19 protein-coding genes and 1 pseudogene are annotated in these 24983 nt (G+C 49.7%); 15 read left to right on the top strand and 5 right to left on the bottom strand.

The window, feature by feature from the left end; all coding sequences use genetic code 11:
• Positions 1-3 precede the first annotated feature (3 nt).
• Positions 4-6006, top strand: a complete 6003-nt coding sequence (locus tag AOV_RS02910) for a type IV secretion system protein (protein WP_199463056.1) — start codon at positions 4-6, stop codon at positions 6004-6006.
• Between the two features lie 21 nt (positions 6007-6027).
• Here the strand turns inward: AOV_RS02910 and AOV_RS02905 are convergent, their stop codons facing one another.
• On the bottom strand, positions 6028-6633 hold the full coding sequence (locus tag AOV_RS02905) for a DUF2460 domain-containing protein (protein ID WP_075139065.1): 606 nt from the start codon (positions 6631-6633) through the stop codon (positions 6028-6030).
• A gap of 187 nt (positions 6634-6820) precedes the next feature.
• Between AOV_RS02905 and AOV_RS02900 the strand changes: the two genes are divergently transcribed.
• Positions 6821-8239, top strand: a complete 1419-nt coding sequence (locus AOV_RS02900; protein ID WP_233497105.1) for a UDP-N-acetylmuramoyl-tripeptide--D-alanyl-D-alanine ligase — start codon at positions 6821-6823, stop codon at positions 8237-8239.
• Between the two features lie 48 nt (positions 8240-8287).
• Here AOV_RS02900 and dut read toward each other — a convergent pair whose 3' ends face one another.
• From dut to carA, 3 genes and pseudogenes are all read right to left on the bottom strand, one after another.
• On the bottom strand, positions 8288-8731 hold the full coding sequence (dut, locus tag AOV_RS02895; protein WP_075139064.1) for a dUTP diphosphatase: 444 nt from the start codon (positions 8729-8731) through the stop codon (positions 8288-8290).
• Positions 8732-8939: 208 nt separating this feature from the next.
• Positions 8940-9858: pseudogene (gene ispH / locus AOV_RS02890) on the bottom strand (4-hydroxy-3-methylbut-2-enyl diphosphate reductase).
• A gap of 270 nt (positions 9859-10128) precedes the next feature.
• The gene (gene carA, locus AOV_RS02885; RefSeq protein ID WP_075139063.1) at positions 10129-11229 is read right to left on the bottom strand and encodes a glutamine-hydrolyzing carbamoyl-phosphate synthase small subunit; all 1101 of its coding nucleotides are present in this window, start codon (positions 11227-11229) and stop codon (positions 10129-10131) included.
• Between the two features lie 318 nt (positions 11230-11547).
• Between carA and gpmI the strand changes: the two genes are divergently transcribed.
• Positions 11548-13032 (top strand): 2,3-bisphosphoglycerate-independent phosphoglycerate mutase, encoded by a 1485-nt coding sequence (gene gpmI / locus AOV_RS02875; RefSeq protein WP_075139061.1) that lies wholly within the window; start codon positions 11548-11550, stop codon positions 13030-13032.
• A 137-nt stretch (positions 13033-13169) separates the two neighbouring features.
• Here gpmI and der read toward each other — a convergent pair whose 3' ends face one another.
• Positions 13170-14495 (bottom strand): ribosome biogenesis GTPase Der, encoded by a 1326-nt coding sequence (gene der, locus AOV_RS02870; protein ID WP_075139060.1) that lies wholly within the window; start codon positions 14493-14495, stop codon positions 13170-13172.
• A gap of 322 nt (positions 14496-14817) precedes the next feature.
• Between der and AOV_RS02865 the strand changes: the two genes are divergently transcribed.
• The 12 genes from AOV_RS02865 (at position 14818) to petA (ending at position 24974) form a co-directional block, all read left to right on the top strand.
• Positions 14818-15984, top strand: coding sequence for a PQQ-like beta-propeller repeat protein (locus AOV_RS02865; protein ID WP_075139059.1), 1167 nt, complete (start codon positions 14818-14820; stop codon positions 15982-15984).
• A gap of 7 nt (positions 15985-15991) precedes the next feature.
• A complete protein-coding gene (gene lpdA / locus AOV_RS02860; RefSeq protein ID WP_075139058.1) occupies positions 15992-17407 on the top strand; it encodes a dihydrolipoyl dehydrogenase in 1416 nt (471 codons plus the stop codon).
• The gene (locus tag AOV_RS02855; protein ID WP_075139057.1) at positions 17373-18488 is read left to right on the top strand and encodes an efflux RND transporter periplasmic adaptor subunit; all 1116 of its coding nucleotides are present in this window, start codon (positions 17373-17375) and stop codon (positions 18486-18488) included. Before lpdA ends, AOV_RS02855 begins: the two co-directional genes overlap by 35 nt.
• 54 nt (positions 18489-18542) lie before the next feature.
• Positions 18543-18962 carry an FAD-dependent oxidoreductase gene (locus AOV_RS02850; RefSeq protein WP_075139056.1) on the top strand — a complete coding sequence of 140 codons (420 nt, stop codon included), beginning with the start codon at positions 18543-18545 and terminating at the stop codon, positions 18960-18962.
• Positions 18959-19294, top strand: a complete 336-nt coding sequence (infA, locus tag AOV_RS02845) for a translation initiation factor IF-1 (RefSeq protein ID WP_233497104.1) — start codon at positions 18959-18961, stop codon at positions 19292-19294. The genes AOV_RS02850 and infA overlap by 4 nt, the downstream gene beginning before the upstream one ends.
• Positions 19288-19878 (top strand): Maf family nucleotide pyrophosphatase, encoded by a 591-nt coding sequence (locus tag AOV_RS02840; protein WP_075139055.1) that lies wholly within the window; start codon positions 19288-19290, stop codon positions 19876-19878. Before infA ends, AOV_RS02840 begins: the two co-directional genes overlap by 7 nt.
• A gap of 144 nt (positions 19879-20022) precedes the next feature.
• Positions 20023-21006 carry a 30S ribosomal protein S2 gene (gene rpsB, locus AOV_RS02835; RefSeq protein WP_075139054.1) on the top strand — a complete coding sequence of 328 codons (984 nt, stop codon included), beginning with the start codon at positions 20023-20025 and terminating at the stop codon, positions 21004-21006.
• A gap of 34 nt (positions 21007-21040) precedes the next feature.
• A complete protein-coding gene (gene tsf / locus AOV_RS02830; RefSeq protein ID WP_075139053.1) occupies positions 21041-21916 on the top strand; it encodes a translation elongation factor Ts in 876 nt (291 codons plus the stop codon).
• A gap of 23 nt (positions 21917-21939) precedes the next feature.
• On the top strand, positions 21940-22293 hold the full coding sequence (locus AOV_RS02825; RefSeq protein WP_075139052.1) for an Mth938-like domain-containing protein: 354 nt from the start codon (positions 21940-21942) through the stop codon (positions 22291-22293).
• Between the two features lie 6 nt (positions 22294-22299).
• The gene (locus AOV_RS02820) at positions 22300-23103 is read left to right on the top strand and encodes a metal ABC transporter permease (protein WP_075139051.1); all 804 of its coding nucleotides are present in this window, start codon (positions 22300-22302) and stop codon (positions 23101-23103) included.
• A 270-nt stretch (positions 23104-23373) separates the two neighbouring features.
• Positions 23374-24138, top strand: coding sequence for a hypothetical protein (locus AOV_RS02815; protein ID WP_075139050.1), 765 nt, complete (start codon positions 23374-23376; stop codon positions 24136-24138).
• Between the two features lie 311 nt (positions 24139-24449).
• Positions 24450-24974 (top strand): ubiquinol-cytochrome c reductase iron-sulfur subunit, encoded by a 525-nt coding sequence (petA, locus tag AOV_RS02810; protein WP_075139498.1) that lies wholly within the window; start codon positions 24450-24452, stop codon positions 24972-24974.
• The last annotated feature ends 9 nt before the right edge of the window (positions 24975-24983 follow it).

The following is a 24983-nucleotide window of genomic DNA, read 5'->3' as shown; positions in this document are numbered from 1 at the left end:
AGAATGGTTACTATTGCAAGGTCAGCTGTAAACAAATTCCTGAGACTACTGCCGCTGTGCTTGCTTGTTGCATCATGTGGAAGTGATGTACCATTCCCCCGTTGTGTGTCCGCGGATAACTTCAATAGCAGCACTACTGCCTCTGTGTCGGCTTATTACGGCCCGGGTAACGTAGAAGCATTCAAAGCCGGTGATGGGCAGACAGGTAATGCAAGCACCCCCGGGGCAAATAAGCACATGATCCGATGGAAGGACACGGGGTTTGTTACTGACGGGAAAGAGCTTGTAATAAGTATAGAGGGGGCATGGGTTCCCTGGGCTAAGAATGGCGAAAAACACAGCTCGCAATTGGCAGTAAATACCGGCATATCAAGGCCGGTAGACCCCAATGACGAATTCTACGATTCCGTGGTTGATATAGACAGGGTATGTGGCCCATATGAAAAACGCGAGCGTAGCGTGAGTGGCTGTAAGCTCAGCTGTCAACACATACCAACAACTGATGATGCAAACAAGGGCCAGTATGGGAGGCCATGCTGGCTGGAGAACGGATATGGCGCGTATCTACTGTTCAAACGTCCGGAGGATCCGGATCCGAACTCTACCCTTGATTTGATAGAATATCCCGTGTCTCCAACCACTCACTTGGGACACGAAGCTGCGGGTGAAGCCCAAACTGGAAAAGCGTCCTACCACTCCAGTGGGAAAATCTTCGGTAGTGACTGCCAGGCTGTTACGCCACAAAGAGGGTGGAGAATTTATGTCAAAATATTAGACAATTACTACTACGACAACGCCGGTGGTTATAGCTTGGAGTTTAAACAAGGTGTCATTAACGGCCAAGGTGTCAGGGTATTTGAATATGTGAGAAAGCTGGTCAGGGGTGAGTTGGACAAGGCTGGGAAGCAGATATTCGAAAACATCGTAAGCAACAAGGGATTTAGGAACTTCGCATTTGCGGTCATGACCTTGTTTTTGGTCGTTTCTGCGCTGGTGTACCTACTGGGGATGGTTCAAGCACCTCTCGCTGATGCAATGGTCCGGATATTGAAGATTATCCTGGTAATACTGTTGGTATCTCCCGGTAGTTGGGACTTCTTCCATAACCACCTTCTGAAGCTGTTTACAGGAGGTGTTGACCAAATTATAGCGCTAGTTAATAGTTACGCTGCTAAACAGACATTCAAGCCCGACGCCCCGTTTGAATTTATGGACGTAATGATCGGGGAAAGAATATTCTCCACCGTTGTGTGGGAAGCCAAAGCTAGAGCGCTCATCATGGCGGACTTCACCTCCATATTTGCGTTGCTGATAATCATAATAGCGGTAATTTGCTACGTAGCCCTGTGCCTTTACGGCTTTATAATTTACCTCACCGCATTTGTGGGGATCACCTTCCTAATCGCGCTGATGCCCATAATGTTTGTTGGTATCGTTTTTTCCAGATTCAGAAGCCTTTTTGATGGGTGGTTGACTCAGTGTATTAGCTTCTCTATGCAAGCCATACTGATGTTCACCCTTATTGCGATGTTTGGCTCGCTCATAATGCACTACTACTACAGGATTTTTGGCTTTACTGCCTGCTACAATGAGGTGCTGCACATCAAATTTTATGCGCTTGGACACAGAATCATCGATCAGAGATACTACGAGTGGACTCCTGGGCAAAAATACGATCCTGTGCTAATTGGATGGAGTGGTGCTTCCAACAAAGATGAACAGACCGATTCTGGAACCTCCGCACGATATGTATTTACCGGTGGTGGTGCTGTAATTAAAGTTCCGCCAGACTACAAAGATGAGGATTTCCGCTATGTGGACTTCCCGTTCCTAGATCCAGATGCTAAGAGCTCTGTGCCTCCAGGTGGGGTGTCTCCTATTGAGGGTGAGAAGAATCTGAAGCCTTTGACCGCCATGACAAACTCGCTCATCGCTAGTGCACGTGGCACATCAACTGCCAGGTTGGTGGAAAAGATAAAGAATGAGCTAGAAAAACGCGTGCAAGACGGCACCGTGACGAGTGACACGAAAGACAAGTTTATGGAGGTGATAAGGAAGAGGGAGGAAGAGGACCAAAAATGGAATAAAGACGTCACGCAAAAGTACAGAGATCCCCAATTCAAAGGGGAGTTGGTGAAAACACTAACCACCGCCGTGATAGGCAGCGGTAAAGTGCTCAATCCTACGTCTACCAAGGATCTTGAAGATCAGCATGATTATAACATAATCAAGGACCTCAAGAAGGGTTACATAGTGATGTGGCCCGAGGTGTTTGGGCTCATCCTGGTAGCGTTTCTTGTATGGCAAATGAGAGCCTTTGTGCAGAATGTTGCGGTCGTGCTCTCTGGCGGTAGCATGCTGTCGAGGACTGTAGCGTCAATGTACAGCGAAGGTTTTGTAAGGATATTCTCTCACATTCCAGTTATTGGCACTCTGATAGATCGTGTGGATAGGGGTATAGATGGGTTGAGAATCTTGATGCGGGCAAAGGCCGGGGATTTGGCTTCTACCGCTGCCAAGGTGCCAGAAAACTTGCTGAAGAGGGTGCCAGTGGTCGGTGGGGTACTTGGCACGGCTGCTCACGGTGTAAGGTCGCTTTCCAGTGCGCTAACCGCTTCATATACCGAAGAAGATTTGTATTCAATGCGGTCAATTTCTCCCAGATTTGACTACGCTAGAGCGTGGGTGGGCGCCCATTTGGGATACTCACCACTGGATGCAATGAAATATCTAGGTGGCCACGCTCTGGGCCGTATTACGGGTTCTGAGACCGAAGGACTGATACACAATATCGTTCATGACAGGGCGGCATTTTTGAGCAGCCTAGAGGCGCTTACTATCGGAGTTGAGAAGTACAAGCCTAGTGGGTACGCGCCCGCGCAAAAGGACGATGATTCGAACCCGTTTGTGCGTCCTGAGTTGAAAGATGGCGAGCAAGGTGCCGATACCCCAAGCCACAAGCTATTTGATAGCGACGGAAAGTTGCACGTCGATAAAGACAATTTCTGGGATGCAGTTGATACACTCCATGGTCTTGGTGCATTACGTGCCCGTGCGGAGGATCCGGAAGCTCGGGACAGGATAGACGAAGACATGAACAAGCTTCGAAGTGAGATCGCTACAATGGCTCACGAAAGGCCTGGGGAAGTTCCAGAGCTTGCAGAGTTCGTTACACCTTCGGGTGACGTGGACTTTGCGAGGTTGATGGAGCATTCTCTCGCTAGGCATGATGCTGCAAGGGCAGACGGAACCCATCCCGCTGAGCCTGGGCATGAATTTAGGGCCGGAGAGCAGGGTGCAGATGATGGCGAGTCTGCAAGAGCGGGTGTTTCCGAGATGGCTGATGATGTCTTGCGGGGGTCTGATACTGTTGATAGTGGGTCTGATGGTTCTGTGGAGGAGCGGGGCCGTGATTCTGAGTCTAGTGCCCTACGTGCCGCAGTGGATGAGCAGCGTGGAGTTGGAGAAGGTGACCTAGATGAGGTGCAAGCCCAACTAGAGGAGGAAGGCACTGCGAGGACCTCTACTGACCAATTTGAAGATGTGCTTGCGGACGGAGAAGAAGCTGCTCCGGGTGATGCGCAAGATGGGTCGCAGGAAGCCGAACCTGAGCCAGACTATGATCCTGAAGCAGATTACGATCCTACACCAGATTATGATCCTGATCCGGACTATGACCCCGATCCAGACTATGACGAATTTTTTGACGCTTCTCAAGACATGCTTGCGGATGACGAGGGAGCCGCTACAGAGCCCGCGGGAGGTCTAGCAGCGGGGGCTGTGTCTGAGGGTGAGGTTGATACAGAAGAGGCCGCTCCGGGTGATGCGCAAGATGGGTCGCAGGAAGCCGAACCTGAGCCAGACTATGATCCTGAAGCAGATTACGATCCTACACCAGATTATGATCCTGATCCGGACTATGACCCCGATCCAGACTATGACGAATTTTTCGACACTTCACAAGACGTGCTTGCAGATGATGAGGAGACCGCCGCAGAGCCTGCGGAAGGTCTAGCAGCAGGGGCTATGTCTGAGGGTGAGGTTGATACAGAAGAAGCTACTCCGGGTGATGCGCAAGATGGGCAGCAGGAATCTGAGCCCAAGCCAGACTATGATCCCACTCCGGACTACGATCCTACACCAGATTATGATCCTGATCCGGACTATGACCCCGATCCAGACTATGACGAATTTTTCGACACTTCACAAGACGTGCTTGCAGATGATGAGGAGACCGCCGCAGAGCCTGCGGAAGGTCTAGCAGCAGGGGCTATGTCTGAGGGTGGGGTTGATACAGAAGAGGCTGCTCCGAGCGATGCGCAAGATGGGCAGCAGGAATCTGAGCCCAAGCCAGATTATGATCCTGAACCGGACTATGATCCTGTGCCAGATTATGATCCCACTCCGGATTATGACCCTGATCCAGATTATGACGAGGCTTCTGATGCTACCCAGGGTGTGCCCGCAGATGATGAGGAGGCTGCTGCGGAAGGTCTAGCAGCGGGAGCTATGTCTGAGGGTGAGGTTGATGATAGGGGGCTGCACCTCAAAAAATCTGATAGGAGTAGGAGCGGTGCTTCAATCTCAGAAGGTGGCAGAAAATCCAGCAAGAAGGGGTATGAAGAGGACGAACACGAAGGAGGGGGAGAACAACTCGGTTACGGTGGCCCACAAGAGAGTGACTACGAGGATGCTAAGGAATCTGCCCTGGAAGTTGGGGATGAAGTATACAAGGCGTACACCAGCAAGGATGAACCCGAAGAAGGAGAGGGACTGGGTCAAGTTGGCCAGTATGAGGATGCTTTTGCAAGCACTAGGGAGCCATATGTAGAAGCGGAAGCTGAAGCGCATCAGTCATACGATGGTGGTAAAGTGGAGGAAGATAGCGATCTGCGTGAAGTGCTGGAGCACGACATTGCAGTTGAGGATCCTGCAAGTCTGGCGGATGGCGCACTGGCGGATGAGCTGGCTGCACAGGCAGCGGTCTTGCACCAAAGTACTGAAGATGAACATACTGACCAAGGTGACGTAGGATATGATGTCGCATACAGTGCAGCCGATAGTGAGCGTGCGTGGATGGAAGCTACGGGAGTAGCGGGCCAAGATTCAGCAGTTACTAGTGAGCAACCAGAAGAAGCTGCGGAAGGTCTAGCAGCAGGGGCTATGTCTGAGGGTGGGGTTGATACAGAAGAGGCTGCTCCGGGTGATGCGCAAGATGGGTCGCAGGAAGCCGAACCTGAGCCAGACTATGATCCTGAAGCAGATTACGATCCTACACCAGATTATGATCCTGATCCGGATTATGACCCCGATCCAGACTATGACGAATTTTTCGACACTTCACAAGACGTGCTTGCGGATGACGAGGGAGCCGCTACAGAGCCCGCGGGAGGTCTAGCAGCGGGGGCTGTGTCTGAGGGTGAGGTTGATACAGAAGAGGCCGCTCCGGGTGATGCGCAAGATGGGCAGCAGGAATCTGAGCCCAAGCCAGATTATGATCCCACTCCGGATTATGACCCTGATCCAGATTATGATAAAGCTTCCGATGCTACCCAGGGTGTGCCCGCAGGTGATGGGGAGACCACAGAGGAAACTGCGGGTGCTACTGGAGCTGTAGGGACAGAACGGGAAGGCCAAGATGCTGGTGATAGCGATGATGAAGATGATGAGTTCCAAGACGCCGTTGACAGCCAGCCTTGGGCAGCAGGTGCACATACAGCAGATAGGGGGGATGTATTTGCTGCGCTTAACCCACAACATCGGGTAATTGGTGGTAAAGCTGCAAGTGATGGTCGGTCAACAAGTGCGCATACAGGGTCCGGAGGGGTTTCCAGGAGGCAGCAGCAGGAAGAACGCAAGAAGCAAGTTGCTGCGCTTCAGGAGAGGATTGTAGAGCTGAAGAAAGCTTTGGATTCGCCCAACACTACAGAGCTTGACAAGGCAAACATTGAGTCTGAACTGCTGGCCTTGAAAACAGAACTTGACGGCTTGGGTGGATCATCCTAACAGACCCAAGCGGACGTGTGGCTATTCGCTGACTTCTACTAACGGTACACTGTGGCACCCGTAGTTTCCATGTGCGTCAAGCGAGAAGGCAAGGAAATCGGTGTCAAACCTGACTAGTACGTCAAACTCAAAATCTGCGTGGATGATATCATCATGTGCTGGTGGTGTAGCGAACGTGACGATTCCACTACTGAAGTCTATGCCATAATCCCTTGTGTACTCCTGCAATGCCTCATTTAAGTATACTTTGACTGTACCATCTACCGGTTTGCTAATCTTGCGTGTGTAGGAATGTTCTCCCGCGTAGTAGCGTTTGACGAGCTGAAAATTCAAGCTTTTACCATCACCCACTCCAATCTTTTGCCCGGTTGCCGCGTAATCAGACCAGTCTTTGAATCTGAAGGGCAGGGCCTTTCCCCTGTGTGCATAGAAAAAGCTAATCAATGCACTGCACTGATCTCTAGATGCGGTGTTGTACACCACGTTGTACCTATTGTGCGAACGCGTCCAGTTAGCTTTACGCTGCTCTTTTCCGCCGCCGAGCTCGGAAATTACAGTAGAAAAAGTCGGTCCCCCTACGGACCCATAGGATATGTTTTCTGGAAATTTTGCTTTGTTGTCTAGCATTGGACCTACCTCACTTTCGGAAATTTTACCTTCCCTCCAGGTAAGCAGTAATCACTTTCTGTGTTGCACCGTAATGCGCGTGGAAGTCCTGTGACTCCACCCCAGCCGCGCTGGTCGACAGTGGGCTGTGCGCGCACATTCCACGGTACAACCTCAATTGTTTTGTCTGTTATACTGTGGTATACGTGTGCACGTTATACTGTTCAAGCGTATTATGTGGTGTGCCAAATCTATGGAGGCCGCGATTTCCGGGCTATGCCTTGGAGGAGATTGGGCATCATGTGGTAGAGTGTCTATAGATACTAGGACCTTGCGCCCTGGTGATGTGTTTATTGCAATCAGAGGCAAAAACTTTGACGGACACGGCTTTGTCCGAGAGGCGTTCAACAAAGGTGCCGTTGCTGCTGTTGTGAGTGAGGAATCCTCCTTGGCTGCAGATTGTGGGCCTTTGGTTATGGTGAAAGATACTCTACAGGCGTTGCACGATATTGCAGCTGTTCGCCTAAGGGGTACACGTGCCAAGATAATAGCAATTACCGGCAGCGTAGGCAAAACTACCACGAAGTATATTCTGACCGAAGTCCTGTCCAAGTACGGTGAGGTATATTACAACGAGGCGAACTATAACAACCTTATAGGAATGCCTCTATGTGCTGCGAATTTGGCCGAAAATGCAGAGTTTGTTGTGCTTGAGATGGGCATGAATTCTTCCGGGGAGATAGACATCCTGTCTCGTATTGCGAGGCCGGACGTTGCCGTGATTACCAACGTGGGCCCGGCACATTTGGAGTTTTTTGAGTCTATTGAGGGTGTGCTAGCTGCAAAGCTAGAGGTGTTCAACCACGTCAAGGATGGTGCTGTCGCCATATTGAACCGTGATAACATATGCTATGATAAAATGCGTGCTGTGGCTGAAAACCGTTGTGCGCGTGTCATAAGTTTTGGTGTGGGTGCAGGAGCCGATGTACAGATTCTCGGAAGCAAAGAACCAGGAAACTCCGTAACCTTGAGGTGTTTTGGAAGGAAGTTGCAGTGTGACCTGAAAAACTGTGCCAGGCACCTGGCATATTCGGCTGCTATAGCAGCTGCCGTGGGCCAAGTTTTTTCGTTAGATCTCACGCCAGTTAAAGACGTCATAGAAGAATTTGTCCCACTGGAAGGTAGGGGTAAAGTCCATGTTACCACATTTAGGGGCAGGGAAATTATCTTGCTGGATGATGCGTACAACGCAAATCCTTTATCTATGGCCGTGGCTATAGGGAGTTTTAGTGATCTGAAGCACGCTCGTATCCTTAGAAAAGTAGCGGTTTTAGGTGATATGCTCGAACTGGGGAGTGGCAGCCATCATTACCACTGCGGGCTACTGGAACACATAGCGCGCGGCAACATAGACGTGGTATACACCGTAGGAACACACATGCTGTCCCTGTACGACGTACTACCTGAACGCCTACGTGGGAGACATTTCACCAACTATGAGGAGGCGATTGCACACCTGGAACACGCCATCAGGCCGGGAGACGGCGTGCTGGTCAAGGGCTCATTCGCGTCCAAGCTGTCTCTAATCGTCAAACACCTGCTCGAGTGTCCGGAGCACGCAACCTGATGTGCCTTGAGGAAACCTGCCTGCCCCGCATACATCGGCGTGCGTGCCCTACGTTCCAGTAGAACCAAACCCACCCTCTCCGCGGCTGGTGGCTGTTATACTACTTACCTCTTCCCAATCTACCCGTTCCACCGGGGCTATGACCATCTGCGCAACCCTGTCACCACGGCTAATTACGTAATCTTCGCTGCCGAAGTTTGACAGCACCACGGTTATCTCCCCGCGATAGTCGGAATCTATGGTTCCCGGTGCGTTCAACACGAAAACACCAAAGTTAGCAGCCAGACCGGATCTAGATCTTATCTGCGCTTCATATCCATCAGGCAACTCTAGGGCAATACCCGTCTTCACTGCGCACCTGCCACCTGGGTGCACTACCAACTTGCCGTCGACCGCGGCGTACAAATCTAGCCCTGCACTTTTGGGAGTGGCATAGGATGGCAAGGGCAACCCATACCCCGAGGCAAGTCTCAAAATCTTGACTTTCAACACAACCCCACGACCTTAGAACCTTCGGCGATCCTACTGTTTTTCCCAGGAATAATCAAGTGTTGGCAGATACAAAAATCTCCGTCGAGAATTGGCTATTGCTGCTTGGACCGTAACCCATGAATGTTTATAGGTTGTTGATTCATGCGCCAAGACACCTGCTCCAGCATTGCGACGAGATGAGGGTGCACAAGATGCTCATGACACCCAGCTAATCTAGCTCAGGCAGTTTGAAGGTGATATTTTCACTAACTCCTTCCATGGTGCGCACCCTCAGGTTGGCATGCAGGCCTAAATAGTCCACAACCTCCTGTACCAGAATTTCCGGAGCAGAAGCACCTGCGGTGATCCCAATCTTGTGCGCGCCAACTAGCCACTTTAGATCTATGTTCCTGTACGAATCTATGAGATAGGCCCTCACATTTTGAGATTTTGCCAGGTCTAGAAGGCGATTTGAGTTAGAGCTATTTTTGCTGCCTATCGCAAGCACAACATCTACCATTTTTGACATATACTTCACCGCTACTTGTCTGTTCTGGGTTGCGTAACATATGTCGCGCAGGTTTGGCCCCACGATTTCAGGAAATCTGAGCTTCAAGGCGTTTATTATATCTGCGGTGTCATCAATGCTAAGAGTTGTCTACGTATGCGAGCTTGGTCGCGCTTGGAACTTGAATGTTTTGCACATCTTGGACGCTCTGTACCAAAATCACCGGGTTGAATATCTGCCCCATACTGCCTTCTACTTCTCTGTGCCCCTTGTGCCCCACAAATATGACCTGATATCCGCTTTTGTCGTATCGCTGTATTTCCAGGTGTACCTTGGTGACTAGGGGGCACGTTGCATCAACCACTGTAAGCCCCTTGCGCCTCGACTCCTCCCTGACTTGCTGGGAAACACCATGTGCGCTTAACACCAGAACCGCCCCCTCTGGCACCTCATCCAGCGTACTAACAAACTTGACGCCCATTTTCTTGAAGCTATCTACAACGTGAAGGTTGTGTACAATCTGATGTAGCGCATATACTGCCCTAGTGCCAGCATATTTGTTAGCGACACTCTCAAGGGTGCGCACTGCCCTTTCCACGCCCGCACAGAACCCACGCGGCCGAGCCAGAATTACCTCCACATTGCCAAGCATAGAAACCCCGAGGAAAAAAGCTGCTATCGCACGGCACAACTCCGCAATAGCCGCGGCACACCACGATTTCGTTGTACAACTTTCGATCAAGGCTGTCAAGCATCCGGAGGGACTGCACTGATGGTCTGGCTCCAGAGGTGACACATGCACAGTTTAACTCCAAAACTTTGTGCTTAGCCAAGCACACTATGCCCATGGCTGCAGGTGTGTGAGTATCGAGAGGATAGTGCCACGACTTTCAGCGGGGTTGTACGGGTATCACCATTCGTGGGCCTTGGCAAGGTTTACAAAGTCTTTGAATATATAGTGAGAGTCATGCGGGCCGGGATGCCCCTCTGGGTGGTACTGCACGGAAAGTGCTGGGTAATCTAGCAACCTCATGCCTTCTATTGTGCCATCAAACAGCGATCTATGGGTAACTTCAGCGTTCTCCGGCAGGGTCTGCGCGTCCACAGCGAACCCATGATTTTGGCTAGTCACCTCAACAGTGCGGGTCATAATGTTGTACACTGGGTGATTGCTGCCCCGGTGGCCGTGCCGCATTTTGACGGTTTTTGCCCCTATGGTAATGGCGAGTAATTGGTGCCCTAGGCATATGCCGAGAATAGGTATTCCCCGCCGCAACAGGACGCGCAACTGTTCTATTATATCAGTTGGGACGTCGTGAGGGTCACCAGGGCCGTTGGAGAGTACTATCCCCTGCGGGTGCAAATCCATGATTTGTGTTACGAAATCATCCCTACCTGCCACAACATGTACAGCACACCCGAGGGCGGATAGTGCCTGCATTATGCCACGTTTCGCTCCCATATCTATTACGCAAACCCTCGGTCCAGTCTGCGAAACCTGATAACTTTTCAGGTGTGGAAGCTCAGTGGCCACGGGGGGTGCAATCGGCGCCATTGCGATGCTTTTCAGCTCCTGCAAATTCAGCAAATTTGGGTCATCAAAGCAGTGTATTATACCATTTTGTGAGCCATGCTCACGCAGGTGTACGGTGAGTGCGCGTGTATCTACTCCAGATATTCCGCTAACTCCGTTGGCTTTCATCCAAGAGTTTAGGTCTGTTAATGAAGATACGTGGGACGCATCAGACATCTCCCTAACAACTATGCCCCTCGCTAGCACATGCTCGCACTCGAAATCTTTGCTGTTCACGCCCACGTTCCCTATATGAGGGAAGGAGAAAACCACTATTTGTCCGGCAAATGACGGGTCAGTAATAGTATACTGATAGCCAGTGAATCCTGTGGTGAAGCACACCTCACCTATGCAGCTTTTTCTTTCTCCCAGGGATTTACCAAAAAAGTGGCGGCCATCCGACAGCACTAGCACTGCATCATGGTGGCCGTACATCATAACTAGTAACGAAAACAAAAACCCCGGTATTGTAGTACAAAACCTTGCAAAAGTTAACGGGTTATTTGTGTATTTTGATGCACACTTCCAGGCGTTGTCTGGTAGTGACGAGGTAGTTGTGCGGTGTTTGCACGAATACATGCCCATTTGCATGCGGTTTGTGGATATGTTACAAGGCTTTGCTTGAGCAAATTACAGTACGTGCAGCAGGGCTGGTGGTACGGGATTTTAAGCACAAGTTGTGGACGATAGTTGTTTGCTATGGCACGGAAGGTATTGTAGAATTGGCCCTGTTTTTCGTTTAGCTAAAAAAAGTGTATGTCGGGCAGCGCTGTTGTACTCTGCATACTCGATGGATGGGGCAATGGTGATGGTAGTGAGTGTGACGCCATACATGCCGCCCATAAGCCATTTTGGGAGTCTGTAGCTTCTAGATGTCCTCGTAGTAGCCTATCTGCCAGCGGTGAAGATGTTGGGCTTCCCGCCACCCAGGTTGGAAATTCAGAGGTTGGGCATATAAGTCTCGGTGCTGGCAGGGTGGTGCCGCAAGATCTTCAGAGGATCAACGCTGAAATTGGTGGTATACACAGTAATCCGTACCTTTTGCAGTTTGTGGATGCGCTCAGGAATGGGAGTGGGGTGTGCCACATAATGGGTTTGCTCTCTGACGGGGGGGTGCACGGATTGCAAGATCACATAACTAAGCTTGTGCAGGTCTTTGCGGAGCTACGAGTACAAGTTATGATACACGCATTCTTGGACGGACGTGATGTTCCCCCACGTTCAGCAAAGAAATACGTAACGGCCTTGGGTGAGGTTGTGCACTCATGCGGTGCAAGTATAGCGACTGTAAGCGGTCGATACTATGCGATGGACAGAGATAACAGATTAGACAGGACCGAAAAGGCTTATGAAGCTATTGCCCTGGCTCGTGGTCCAAGATACAGAGACGCTATCACCGCTGTTGAGAGTAACTACAGCGATGGAATCTCAGATGAGTTTTTGGTACCGTCTGTTATCGGTGACTATCAAGGGTTTTCCCCTGGGGATGGAATATTGCTTACAAACTTCAGGAGTGACAGAATCGTGCAGATCCTGAGTATGATATTGCATAGATCTCAGGAGGTGTCTAACGTTCTTGGTATGGTCCGCTACTCCGAGAAAATTCAGGTTCCGTCTCTGTTTCCTCCCAGAAATATATACAACACCCTAGGGGAGGTTGTTTCTGGATGTGGCCTGAGGCAGCTCAGAATTGCGGAGACTGAAAAATACGCGCATGTGACATTTTTCTTCAGTGGAGGGAGAGAAGAACCATTTCCCGGGGAAGATAGAGTCATCATTCCCTCCCCTCAGGTGAGTACTTACGACCTACAGCCAGAGATGTCTGCGTTTCCGATGACTGAAGTTTTGGTAAAGCACATTGAATCCAAGCAGTATTCCTTGGTTGTTGTAAATTATGCCAATGCGGACATGGTAGGGCACACTGGGAACCTTGAAGCTGTGAAGAAGGCCATATCTGTGGTTGATACATGCTTGCAGATGGTATTTGATGCCACGCGGAAGGCTGGTGCAACTATGCTGATAACTGCCGATCATGGGAATGCTGAAAAGATGTTTGATACGCGCGGCACTCCATTTACTGCGCACACATCTAACACGGTACCCCTTGTGCTGTGTAATTGCGACAAGCGATTTGGTCTCATTGATGGCAGGCTTTGTGATGTTGCTCCAACGATTTTGGAGCTCATGAAAATAGCAAAGCCAGACGAAATGACTGGGAGCTCTCTTCTCACGTTAGCGTAGCAACATGCGCGCCAATGCCAAGGCGACACGCGGAGGACTGGCGCAACTATGTTGATGATCACTTATCACGAGAATGCCGAAAGGATGTTTGATACGCGCGGCACTTTCGAGCTCAAAGCGGGGGAGGGTAGCAGCTATCAGCGCTTTTGCTTACTTGAGTATGGGTTATGGCCCTTTCTGACGATAAGCCTAATTGGTACGCCTTGCATAGAAAAGTTCTTGATAAAGCTATTCTTGAGGTACTGCAAATAACTATCCTCAATATGTGCCATATTTGCTGATACCACGAAAGTTGGTGGTAATGCCGAAACTTGGGTTATATATTTCAATCTTACCTTTCTATTGTTCTGCAAGTGAGGGGCATGGTGCTCCAACGCGGCATTGAGCCACTTATTGAGTTGTGCGGTACTTATTCTACTACTTGCAGACTTATACAACTCTATTGCCCTATCCAAAACCTTGCTGCACCCAGTGCCGCGCAGTGCGGAGATTTTCATAATGGGTACGTCAAAATCCACCCTACTGTGTTGTCTTATCGCCTGTAGTATTTCTTCTTCAACTGCCCTATCATTTATTAGGTCTGACTTATTTAGGACAACTACTATCCCCTTGCCTTCCCTGATGGCGGTATCAGCTATGAAAAGATCCTGTTGGTTTATACCAAGCGTAAAATCGACCATGAGCACAACGACGCTCGACTTTGATATGGCATCAGTAGCTGATTTTACCGAAAGCTTTTCCATATTTTCTACGACTTTTGTCCTTTTGCGGATCCCCGCAGTGTCAGTGAGGAGGAGCTTGACCCCTTTGTAGCAATATTCCGCACTGATGGAGTCACGAGTGGTGCCTGCAATGCCGTCAGTAATCACCCTTTTCTCTCCCAAAACGCTATTCATGAATGTTGACTTACCGACATTTGGCTGGCCGATTATTGAGATTATGATAGCCTTTTCATGGGTCTTTTGCTTATGTTCGCACTCAAATAGGGGTGACATAACCTCATACAGGTCTGGCATGCCCAGGTTATGTTCAGCCGAGATGTACACAGGCCCCAAAAAGTTCAAATATTCCATGCCATCTATGGGAGCGCAGCTCTTGTTACTTTCACACTTATTTACTACCAGGATGACCGGTTTAGATGTTCTCTTCCTAAGCCACTTTGCAAAGTCTGCATCTTGGATATCTGTGCCCTTTTTGGCGTCTACAACGAACAGCACTATGTCTGTGCATTCAAGAGCAAACTCAACCTGCTCGGTGACCAATGCTTGCATGCCGGTGCCGGTTCCTACCCCGCCTGTGTCTATGGCAACAAACCGCAGCCCGCAAAAGTTCGCCACGCCTTCCTTCCTGTCTCTGGTGACGTGGGCAACATTGCTGACTATGGCTGACTTACTCCTCACTAACCTGTTGAAAATAGTAGACTTACCCACATTCGGAAGCCCGACTATAGCCACCTTTTGCATTATATAAGACCTATGGTGGAACCGTGTCCCTGGGGATTATACCCACAATATCCAGAGTGTGCAGCACCTTAATGGAGGAAAGGGATTGTGCGTCGTGGCATGTGTGCACAGCCAAACTTTCGCACATACTTTATTGCGACACAGTGTGATGTTTGTTTCAATTTGTTGTTGTGTGGAAGACGCGCACATATGCGGCATAAACGAAGTTTTTGTGTGGTGTTAATCGGCGATCGTGTGCGATATGGAGGTTAACAAAATTGATTGATTTTTTGCACGAGTTGTCAGATTATGAACACAGTTCTTTTTATTGCGTTGTGTTTGTATGCGGCTGCTAGCTGTCGTTTCAGTATTTTTCTGCCTATCGTATAGTGGTGCGGCGTTTGCCGGCTCTGTGAAGCAGTTAGCTGTTTCTGAACGGGTCTGGGGTCTTTCCGCGCCCTTTATTGTGCCTGAAGTTGATCAGACGTTTTCTCAGGTGCGCAACTTGGTTGGCATCCATGACGTTACGCTTCCACCCGTAGTTGTGGATGACCACATCGTGGTTCTAGATGGGCGCGGCAGGCTAATTGCGCTCAGCGGGGAAGATGCCGGTGGGATAGCGTGGCATGTTGACTTGGCAGAGGGCACAGATGGTGTGTACTCTAGTAGCGTGGTGTACTCTGATGGGACTTTGCTGTGCGCTATCGATAATCTATTGTACGGTGTTGATCCCAAAGATGGGCGGATAAAATGGAAGAGGGTTCTGCGTAACCCCTTGAGCGGGGACCTCGTCATTTTAAACGACGGCAAGGCCGTTGCGGCGCTGGTTATTGACAATTGCCTTTATGTCTTTAACGTGGCTGACGGTGGTTTACTGTGGCATCACGAAGAGGTTGGTGGCTCGGATATACGAGTGAAAGGCCCGCTATCAGTCGCCTACTCCCACAGAAAGCACGTAATTGTCATGCTTTTGCCTGATGGCAAAGTGCTGTGCCTGGATGCCTATAGTGGGGATAAAGTTTGGGAAATTGGTCTTAGCAAGAAAGATCTAGGCGTGGTCGGGCGCAGTGTAGTCTCTCCGGTGATCGTTGCTAGGGAAGTGCTTCTGGTGGATGAGTCCGGGGTTCTAAAGAGTGTGGAGCTATCTTCTGGGAAAGAATTATGGTCTGCTGACGTTGAGTCTTATGACGTCCTTGGTGTGGAAAAAATGGGTATTTTTGTCTTGACCAAGGCTGGCAAACTGATGGCTTTTGATCCCGAAAGTAAAACACAACTATGGGTCCTTGATTTGGCTGGGATCAGAGGAGGTGGCAGGTGGAATTCCCCGGTGCTTGTTGGGGGTAAGTTGTGGTTGCTGGGAAGGAATGGACGGCTTCTTGGAGTGAACGCGCTTTCCGGCTCGGTTGAGGAGTCATACAAAATTCCAGGGTTTTTTACCCGCCCTTTCATGCTATCAGAAGGCATGGCATACGCTTCTGCAGGGAAGCAAGGATTAATGGTGCTTTCGTAGGTGTCGTATGGGTGCATGTGATTATGACGTTGCTGTTATTGGTGCGGGGCCCGGTGGGTATAAGTGCGCGCTCAAGGCCGCGAAACTCGGCCTCAAGGTTGCGTGTATAGACAACAACTCACTGCCTGGTGGTACCTGCCTCAGAGTTGGATGTATTCCATCAAAGGCCTTATTGGACTATTCCTACAAATATCACGCAGCCAAGGATCTTTTCAAGGATTTTGGGATTACGGCCAGAGATGTGAAGTTTGACCTACGCAAGATGTTTGAGGTACGAGACAAAGAAATAAGCGCACTCGGCTCCGGCATAAGCAGCCTGTTTTCTTCTGCGGGGGTAGATAAGCTATGTGGGACTGCAACTATCACTCGTGCCGTAGGTGATGGTTTTGAGATTGCTGCAGGACGTGATGGAGCATCCCCAGATAATACACTGTCTGCCAAGAATGTTGTACTTGCCACAGGTTCTCTTCCGGCCTCTTTACCTGGTATTGACATTGATGAAGTCAAGATTTTGTCCTCGGATGGGGCATTAAGTATGGACGTTCCGGGCAAACTGCTTGTCATAGGAGGTGGGGCCATAGGCCTTGAAATGTCTTCGGTGTGGAGCAGATTGGGTGCAGAGGTTACTGTTGTTGAATATGCGGATTGCATAGCTCCGGGTTTTGATTCTGAGGTTAGCAAAGCGCTGCTGAACCACTTGAAAAAGCAGGGAATCAATTTTATGTTGTCGAGCAAAGTGGTTTCCGTGTCTGAGAAGAAGGGAGGCAAGCTGGTTGTGAGCTGTGAAGCCCTTTCCGGTGGTGCAGTGTCGGCTGTGGAAGTTGACAAAGTTCTTGTAGCGGTGGGTCGCAGGCCAAACATTGATAAGACAGTTGCCATAGATGGATTGCTGCTGGACGATAGGGGTTTCGTTTCGGTAGATGGCAGATATGAGACCAGCATAAAGGGGATTTTTGCTATAGGTGACGTGATTGGTGGGGCGATGTTGGCTCACAAGGCTGAGATGGAAGGGCATGCAGTTGCTGAGCTTATTGCGGGGCACGCTTCGGGTGTGGATTACGGTGTCATTCCAGCAGTGGTCTACACACACCCCGCAGTTGCGTCTGTTGGGCGAAGTGAGGACTACGTGAAGAGCGTGGGGTATGACTACAAGGTGGGTAAAAGCAGCTTTGCTGCAAACGGACGAGCTAGGGTTACCGGTGAAGGTGAGGGGTTTGTTAAGGTTGTGGCGTGCAAGCGTACTGATACCATCCTCGGGGTGCACATTGTGGGTACTTACGCTGATACCATGATTAACGAGGCCGTTGTCGCTCTTGGCTACCGGGCCTCCTCCAAGGACATTTGCCACATATGCCACTCCCATCCGGATGTAAACGAGGTCTTTAGAGATGCGTGTGAAGTTGCTTGCTCCAAGACAAGTTAGCAATGTGTTGCGCAGCGTGCTGCAGGCGATTTTGCGCCTGAGGTCGCGCTACAAGCTTGCTGCCTGCCTGCTTATAGTGTGTGCCCTATGGCTTTTGAGCGGGTTGATTGCGTCCGGTACAGCCAAACGTGATGTCATATCGGGCCTTCAAAAGCTGCCTACAATTATAAGGGTGGAAAAACTGCACGCTGAGGATAGGGAGCTGGTCATACATTTGACTGGGGAAGTCCATGCCTCAAAGTTTATGGACATTCTGTCTGAGGTTAGCGGCAAAGTGGAGCGGGTGGTTGCTAAGAGTGGTAGCAAAGTTGAAAGTGGGCAGGTCATCCTCGAGATCGAAGAGTGTGGCAGAGTAGAAAGGCTCAAGCAGTCCGAAGCTTTGTTGAAACAGAGGCAACTTGAGCGCGACGCGTCAGAGTCCCTAAGCAGTACCGGCTATAGATCTGAAGCCCAGGACAATGCGGCGCTCGTCGCACTTATGGCTGCTGCTGCCGACTTAAAACGTGCCCAGATAGAGTTGCGCAATACGCGTATCAGAGCGCCATTTTCGGGCATACTTGGCAAGATTGTTCCCCAAGCGGGAAGCTTTATCAGTGGTGGGCAGACCATCGCGCAGATTGCGAGCTTTGACCGCCTGAGAGTTGTCTCTCATGTTTCGGAGAAGAGCATATCAAAACTGAGACTTCATGGCCCTGCTGATGTTGTTTTAGGTAGTGGTGAGGTATTGCGCGGTGATATCGCCTTCATCGGGAGGATTGCTTCTCCTGGAACCAAGACGTACACAATTGAGGTTTTGGCTGATAACAAAAGCGGAGTTTTTGTGACGGAAGGGATGGCCGCATCGGTTAGAGTTCCTATTGGCAAGTTCAGGACCCATAAAATTTCCTCTTCTTCCCTGAGCTTGGATGACACTGGCGCGGTCGGTGTTAAAGTTCTCGACAATAATACGGTACGGTTTTTTGAGGTAGAGATAGTTGACGATTTAGGTGGACAGCTCTGGGTTTCTGGTGTTCCCGATGACGTGGACCTTATAGCGCGCGGTCACGAGTATGTAGCAGTTGGTACGGAAGTTAATTTGTGACCTTTACACGCAGCCAAGGATCTTTTCAAGGATTTTGGGATTACGGCCAGAGATGTGAAGTTTGACCTACGCAAGATGTTTGAGGTACGAGACAAAGAAATAAGCGCACTCGGCTCCGGCATAAGCAGCCTGTTTTCTTCTGCGGGGGTAGATAAGCTATGTGGGACTGCAACTATCACTCGCGCTGTAGGTGATGGTTTTGAGATTGCTGCAGGACGTGATGGAGCATCCCCAGATAATACACTGTCTGCCAAGAATGTTGTACTTGCCACAGGTTCCCTTCCGGCCTCTTTACCTGGTATTGACATTGATGAAGTCAAGATTTTGTCCTCGGATGGGGCATTAAGTATGGACGTTCCGGGCAAACTGCTTGTCATAGGAGGTGGGGCCATAGGCCCTGAAATGTCTTCGGTGTGGAGCAGATTGGGTGCAGAGGTTGAGTATGTGGCAGTTGGCACGGAAGTTAATCTGTGACCTTAGGAAGAGGTTTTGAAACTAATTGCAATGGTGCTGTGTATATTTTACAATGTCGGCCATGTGATTTTTTCTGGTGTATGGTGAAAGCTAAGGAGGGGGTAGTAAGGATTGAGGGCGTGGTCACGAAGTTGCTCCGGGACGCCGTGTTTATTGTCAAATTGAACGACGGTTGTGAGGTTATGGCTCACGCTTCTGGTAGGATACGCAAGAGCAAAATACGCATCCTGATGCATGACCGGGTTATGGTTGAAGTGAGCTCTTATGGTGTGAGCAAAGACGGCATGGGCAAGGGGCGAGTTGTTAGCAGGCTCAGGAATAGGGAATGCTGAAGATAGACGGTCTGGTGCTTGCTTCTTCTTCGAGGTGCCGACTGAGTCTGTTAGAACAGATTGGTGTCGTGCCCGGCGAGATCGTGCCTCCTAACGTTGATGAAAGCCCACTTAGGGGGGAGTTGCCCAAACAGTATTGCATGCGCATGGCTAGGAGTAAAGCGACTACAGTGGCGGCTTTGAGGTCTGGTAAGTTCGTTCTTGGTGCAGATACGGTTGCCTACTGCGGTAAGAGAGTGCTCTCCAAGACTGAGAATAAGGACCGCGCCGTAGATTATCTTGAAATGCTCTCTGGTAGGAGGCACCGCGTGTGCACCGCGGTTTGCTTGTATTCCCCTGGTGGCATGGTGCACGAAAGAAGTGTTGTTAGCGTTGTCAAGTTTAAGAATATGTCTAAGGGCGAGATAGAGTATTACGTAAGCTCTGGGCAATGGAAGGGTAAAGCTGGAGGGTATGGTATACAGGGCCTTGCTGGGGCGCTGATTTCTTGGATTCAGGGTTCATACTCTTCCATAGTTGGACTGCCATTGCATGAGACATATTGCCTCTTGAGCGGCTATTTCGATCTTAAACATATTCCTTGATAAAGGGTAGAGTGCCTGCTAGCATTGGTAGCCGGTGTTTTTCCAACGCTGGTGGCGTGCTATTTCGCACATAGCCGTACAATGGTCCCGTGTATGCGGGTTGGGCTATGGAGGTTTAACTGTTGTAGTAATTTTGGAGTGGTAATGGGTAATCTGCCTGAATTTAGTATCCGCGATCTCGTTGAGGCCGGGGTACACCTTGGACACAAATCTGGCCGCTGGAACCCAGCGATGGCCCCCTACATATATGGGGTGCACAAGTATAAAGACATTCACGTGATAGATCTGAGAAAAACTTTGGTACTTCTCAGAGATGCCCTATCGGTGCTTTATGATGTGGTGCTGAAAAGGGGAAGGGTGCTTTTTGTAGGCACTAAAGTTCAAGCTTCTAACATGATTGCTGAGGAAGCTACCAGGTGTGGCCAGTATTACGTAAACCACAGATGGCTCGGGGGAATGCTAACAAATTGGGAAACTGTTTCTTCTTCCATTAGGCGCCTAGTGGAGTTTGAGAAGCTCATTAACAATAGCGAGGGACAGTTTACTAAAAAGGAGCTCTTAATGCTTGATAAGCAGAGGGGTAAATTGGAAAGATCGCTGGGTGGTATACGAGAAATGGGCGGGCTGCCCCATGCCCTGTTTGTGATTGACACTAATAAAGAGCACATAGCTATTAGGGAAGCCAACAAGCTAAGGATCCCGGTGGTTGCCGTTCTCGATACGAACTCTGATCCCAGTGGTGTGGATTACCCCATTCCGGGAAACGACGATTCAGTGCGGTCTATAGACTTCTTTTGTCGCGCTGTATCGAAAACTATTTTGGAAGCTATACGTTCAGATTTGGCGAGTTCTGGGGTAAGCATTGTTGCCAAGGGAAGTGATACTGTAGAGTCAAACACGGGGGCAACAACGGGTAGCGGTCGTACACCTGTGAGTGAGGTGTCTAGTATTGACGAGTCTGCTGCCGGGGCCGGTCCTTATACACCTGAGGTTGACCTATCTACTGTGGAAGTTGATACACCCGAAAGCGCGACGTTGCCGGACGGTGAGCCCAATGGTGCCAGTGTGCCTGCGGGGAATGGCGTGCTGCCGGATTCTAGTGTTGCTGATGATGCGGCTTTGGAATGATCGTATGCTCTCTTGTTGTTATGTGAGGTAGGTGATGAAAATTGGTGTTGAAGCTATTAGAGAGCTGCGTCAGATCACAGGTGCGGGTCTTGGTGATTGTAAAGAGGCTCTGGAAACCTGCTCTGGTGACATGGAAAAGGCCAAGGTGTACCTGAGAGAGAAAGGGCTGTCTAAAGCTTATAAAAAATCGCATAGAGATACGGCTGATGGGCTGGTTGCGGTGCGTGTTGAGGGTAACAAAGGGGCTATATTGAAGCTGGGTTCGGAGACCGATTTTGTTGCGCGTAATGAGAAGTTCCGTTCCCTTGCCGCAAAACTAGTTGGCAGTCTGCTCAAGTACGGGGCGGAAGACCTTTCAAACTTCTCCGAGTCTTTTTATGATGGTGGATCTGGTGTAAGCGTTGCTGATGAAGTAGTGAATGCTGCTGCCGTTCTTGGTGAGCATGTTGTCTTGAGTGGAATAGGCTTTTTAGAACTTGGCGGCTCTGGGGTTGTTGGAAGTTATATACATGGCGCCGTAGATGAGGGTATTGGAAGAGCTGGTGCTCTAGTTGCCCTGGAAGCTAATACTACAAAAACTGAAGCGTTGCTGGAGTTCGCTAGGCAGCTGGCCATGCACATCGTTGCGGCTAAACCTGAGTCGATCTCTGTTGAAACTTTGAGCAGCGATATTATCGAGCGGGAGAGGGCGATAGTGGCGAAACAAGTGGAAGCGCTTGGCAAGCCAGAGTCCGTTGTAAGCAAGATAGTAGATGGGAGGATGCAAAAGTTTTTTGAAGACATGGTGCTACTTGAACAGGCGTTCATAATGGATGGTAGCACGAAAATTCGTGATCTTTTGCACAAGAAGGGTCAAGATTTAGGGTGTGAAGTGCGCATCGTTGCTTACAGACTGTTCTCGGTTGGCTAAGGTGTCTTCAAGGGGTTACGGCGTTGTCTCCCTTAGTAAATGCCATAGATAGTTGCGACGGTGAGTGCTTTGTCATCCAGGGGGCCGTTTATCGTGGTCCTTCGGTGGTGTTTCCCCACCGCGTTGTGGCGCTTCCACATCAGCTAGAGCTTTCTGGTGGCGCTGAGGCTGTGCTTTCGTATGTACAAGGTAACTTTAGAATGGTACCTATAGGGGTTGGCAGGGGTTTTGAACGGTTTTCGCGCGTCCTTTCCTCTCGTCTACAGCGTTCGAGCGTGCGTCACGAAGTTATGTCCATAACTGCAGCTTGTGATACGTACAACGTTCTACTACATGAAAGCGAGCATGTCTGCGCCATTTTGCTTCTTCCGCTGTAGATCGCGATGTCCAATATTATATTCGAAGATTTTTTTATTAACGGGATTCTTGCGATCCTGACTGCAAGCCTTATTACGGCACCCTTGGGCTCAGTCATGATCTGGAACAGGCTTTCTTATATGGGTGACAGCGTAGCGCACTCATCGCTTCTTGGGGTGGGGATTGCGCTTCTGCTGGAAATACACCCATCGATCGGTGTTTTTGTGGTTGCAGTACTGCTTGCACTTATCATTTCCCTAACTACGGACAAAATTCATGCGATAGACACCATTTTGAACATCATGACGAGCGTGGTTATGTCACTTAGCATGATCTTACTATCGCTGGTACCGTCACCCGGTGAGCGCGTAATGCACTCACTATTCGGTGATGTTCTCATGGTAGGTAGAAGTGACTTACTGGAAATGGCAGCTATTGCCATAACTGGCATATTTGTGCTTGTCTTGCGGTGGAGGTACTGGGTGGCCGTGTCCGTGAGCCGCGATCTCTCGCTGTCTGCGGGCATCAAGGCCGGCCAAATAAAGACGGAAATTTTCGTGGTATCCGCACTTGTAATTGTGCTATTCTCGCGTTCGGTGGGAATACTGCTGATTACAGCGTTTTTGACGATACCAGCCTCAGGTGCCAGGTTGATTTCCAAAACTCCGGTACAGATGGTCATCGTTTCTGTAGTGATTTCCGCAACATCAGGCGTTTTGGGGTTGTTGTCTGCAGCAAAGTTTGACACATTTCCAGGGCCGATGATTATCATTGCCTCCTTTTCTATGCTTTTACTAGTATATCTCTTCTCAAAAAGTAAAAAGCTGTGAGGTCTCACGGCTTCCCTTCTAAGATGTCGTGCCGGGAGATGGCTGCAACTTAACAAACGTCAACAACGAATGCACACTGCTTGGTGTCGATAGTCGCTCACACATCCAGTGAAAAAGCCCCGTAACCGCCACACTGCCGCACTCAAGATGCACATCATTGAGAAACCTACTTTGGACAAACTTTGTTCTTGAATAATGATGCCAGAATTAGTATAGCTTGGAAGGCTATAATTGCTTTTGTTGCATGAGTGACTTAACAGGAGTGTGAAGATGCCAGGATCTAGAGGGGGTGATACAGTAACGCAATATGTGATTGCCGCGGTTACTGCCGCACTGACCGCCATGTTTTGTGCCCAATATCTTGGTGCACATGAAGATAGCGAGACTGCAAACGAATGTGAAAGACTAAGGATAGAGTTGGAGAACATGGCAGTAAAGCAATCTATAATGAGAAGTAGGATAACGGACCACTTTTCCTTGCTTTGTGTTCTGGACTCAATTGATACGGAGATTCCCGAGGGATGGTTCCCGCCTACAAGTCATGGCGCAGGCGCTGCGGTTGGTGATGCAGCATCTTTTATTTGTAAAGTAGTTGTTGGTGTGGTCGTTGGCTCTGTTCTACTGCTATACGTATTAAAGCAGCTCTTCGGATCTGGTGCATACACCACGGGGATTAGCACCTCTAATCACGCGATTACGGCTATTGTTGCCTCGTTCATGGTTTTTGGTGCACTTGGGTTTTGTTCCACGATTGCAGGTACATGCAACAATTCCAGAAAAAGGCAGGACCGCACACTTCGGAAACTTACTCGCGCGTACGAAAAGAGCCAAATCAGTTACGAAAAGATGGTCGACAGTGCTGAGAGATACAATACACTCCCTGAGGATGTGAAGTATAACATAAAGACTTCCGAGTACCTATCTGCGGTTGTGAAGGAAAAGATATTGTCTGGCACCCTCACAGAAAAATCTGCCGCGGAAATTAGGAAAAAGGCGTGCGCGTGTTACGCGGAGGAAATTGCCATTTGCGCGTAAGTTTTGTGGTGGGTGGTCTCGTGCAAGTGATGATATCTCAAGCTACTATGCCGGGCAGACTGTGCCCTACAGTCTTCGTGCTTACACCTCAAATACTGTGCGCTCTCGCTTCGCAGCGTTGCTAGATACATTACCTGCGCGCAAGCATGCAACATGCTGTTGTAGATGATGCGGTGATAAATTTGTTTGTTTTGGATGCATTATTTGCTACAATACGGCCGCTGTTGTTCCTTGGTTAGGAGTTTCAGCGTGCATGTGGGGAGGGTGTTGCTGTGGTTGAGGAAGAAGACAAGTGTGTCCCACGTGGTGAGATGAAGCGTAGGGATTTCTTGGGCCTTACCACGCTCTCCATGGCTTGCATGGGGCTGGCCTCTTTCGTGTATCCTCTGGTTGAATCTCTCAATCCCTCTGCTGATGTTATGGCTCAGGCTACGGTTGAGGTGGATCTGTCCGGCATTAAGGAAGGTAGTACCAAAGTTGTAAAGTGGCAGGGGAAGCCGGTCTTTATACGCAGGCGGACCTCGGAAGAAATAAAGGACGCTAGGGCAGTTAATGTTGCTGACCTGCGTGATCCTCAAAGCGACCAGCAGCGCACTCGTCTAGAGAGTGGTGAGTGGCTAATCGTGCTGGGTGTTTGTACACATTTAGGTTGTGTTCCTGTGGAGCTAAAGAATGGCAAGAGGGGGTGGTACTGCCCATGTCACGGTTCTAAATACGATACATCTGGCAGGGTAGTTTCGGGTCCGGCGCCGCTTAATCTTCCTGTGCCTGACCACTACTTTCCCGATAGTAGCACCGTGGTTATTGGTAAGAGAAGCGCTGAATCTGCTGTATAGGAGTGCGGG

This window comes from Anaplasma ovis str. Haibei, assembly GCF_002214625.1.
Lineage (GTDB): Bacteria > Pseudomonadota > Alphaproteobacteria > Rickettsiales > Anaplasmataceae > Anaplasma > Anaplasma ovis.
Note: the sequence above shows the minus strand (reverse complement) of the source record. Positions and strands in the feature narration are given on the sequence as shown.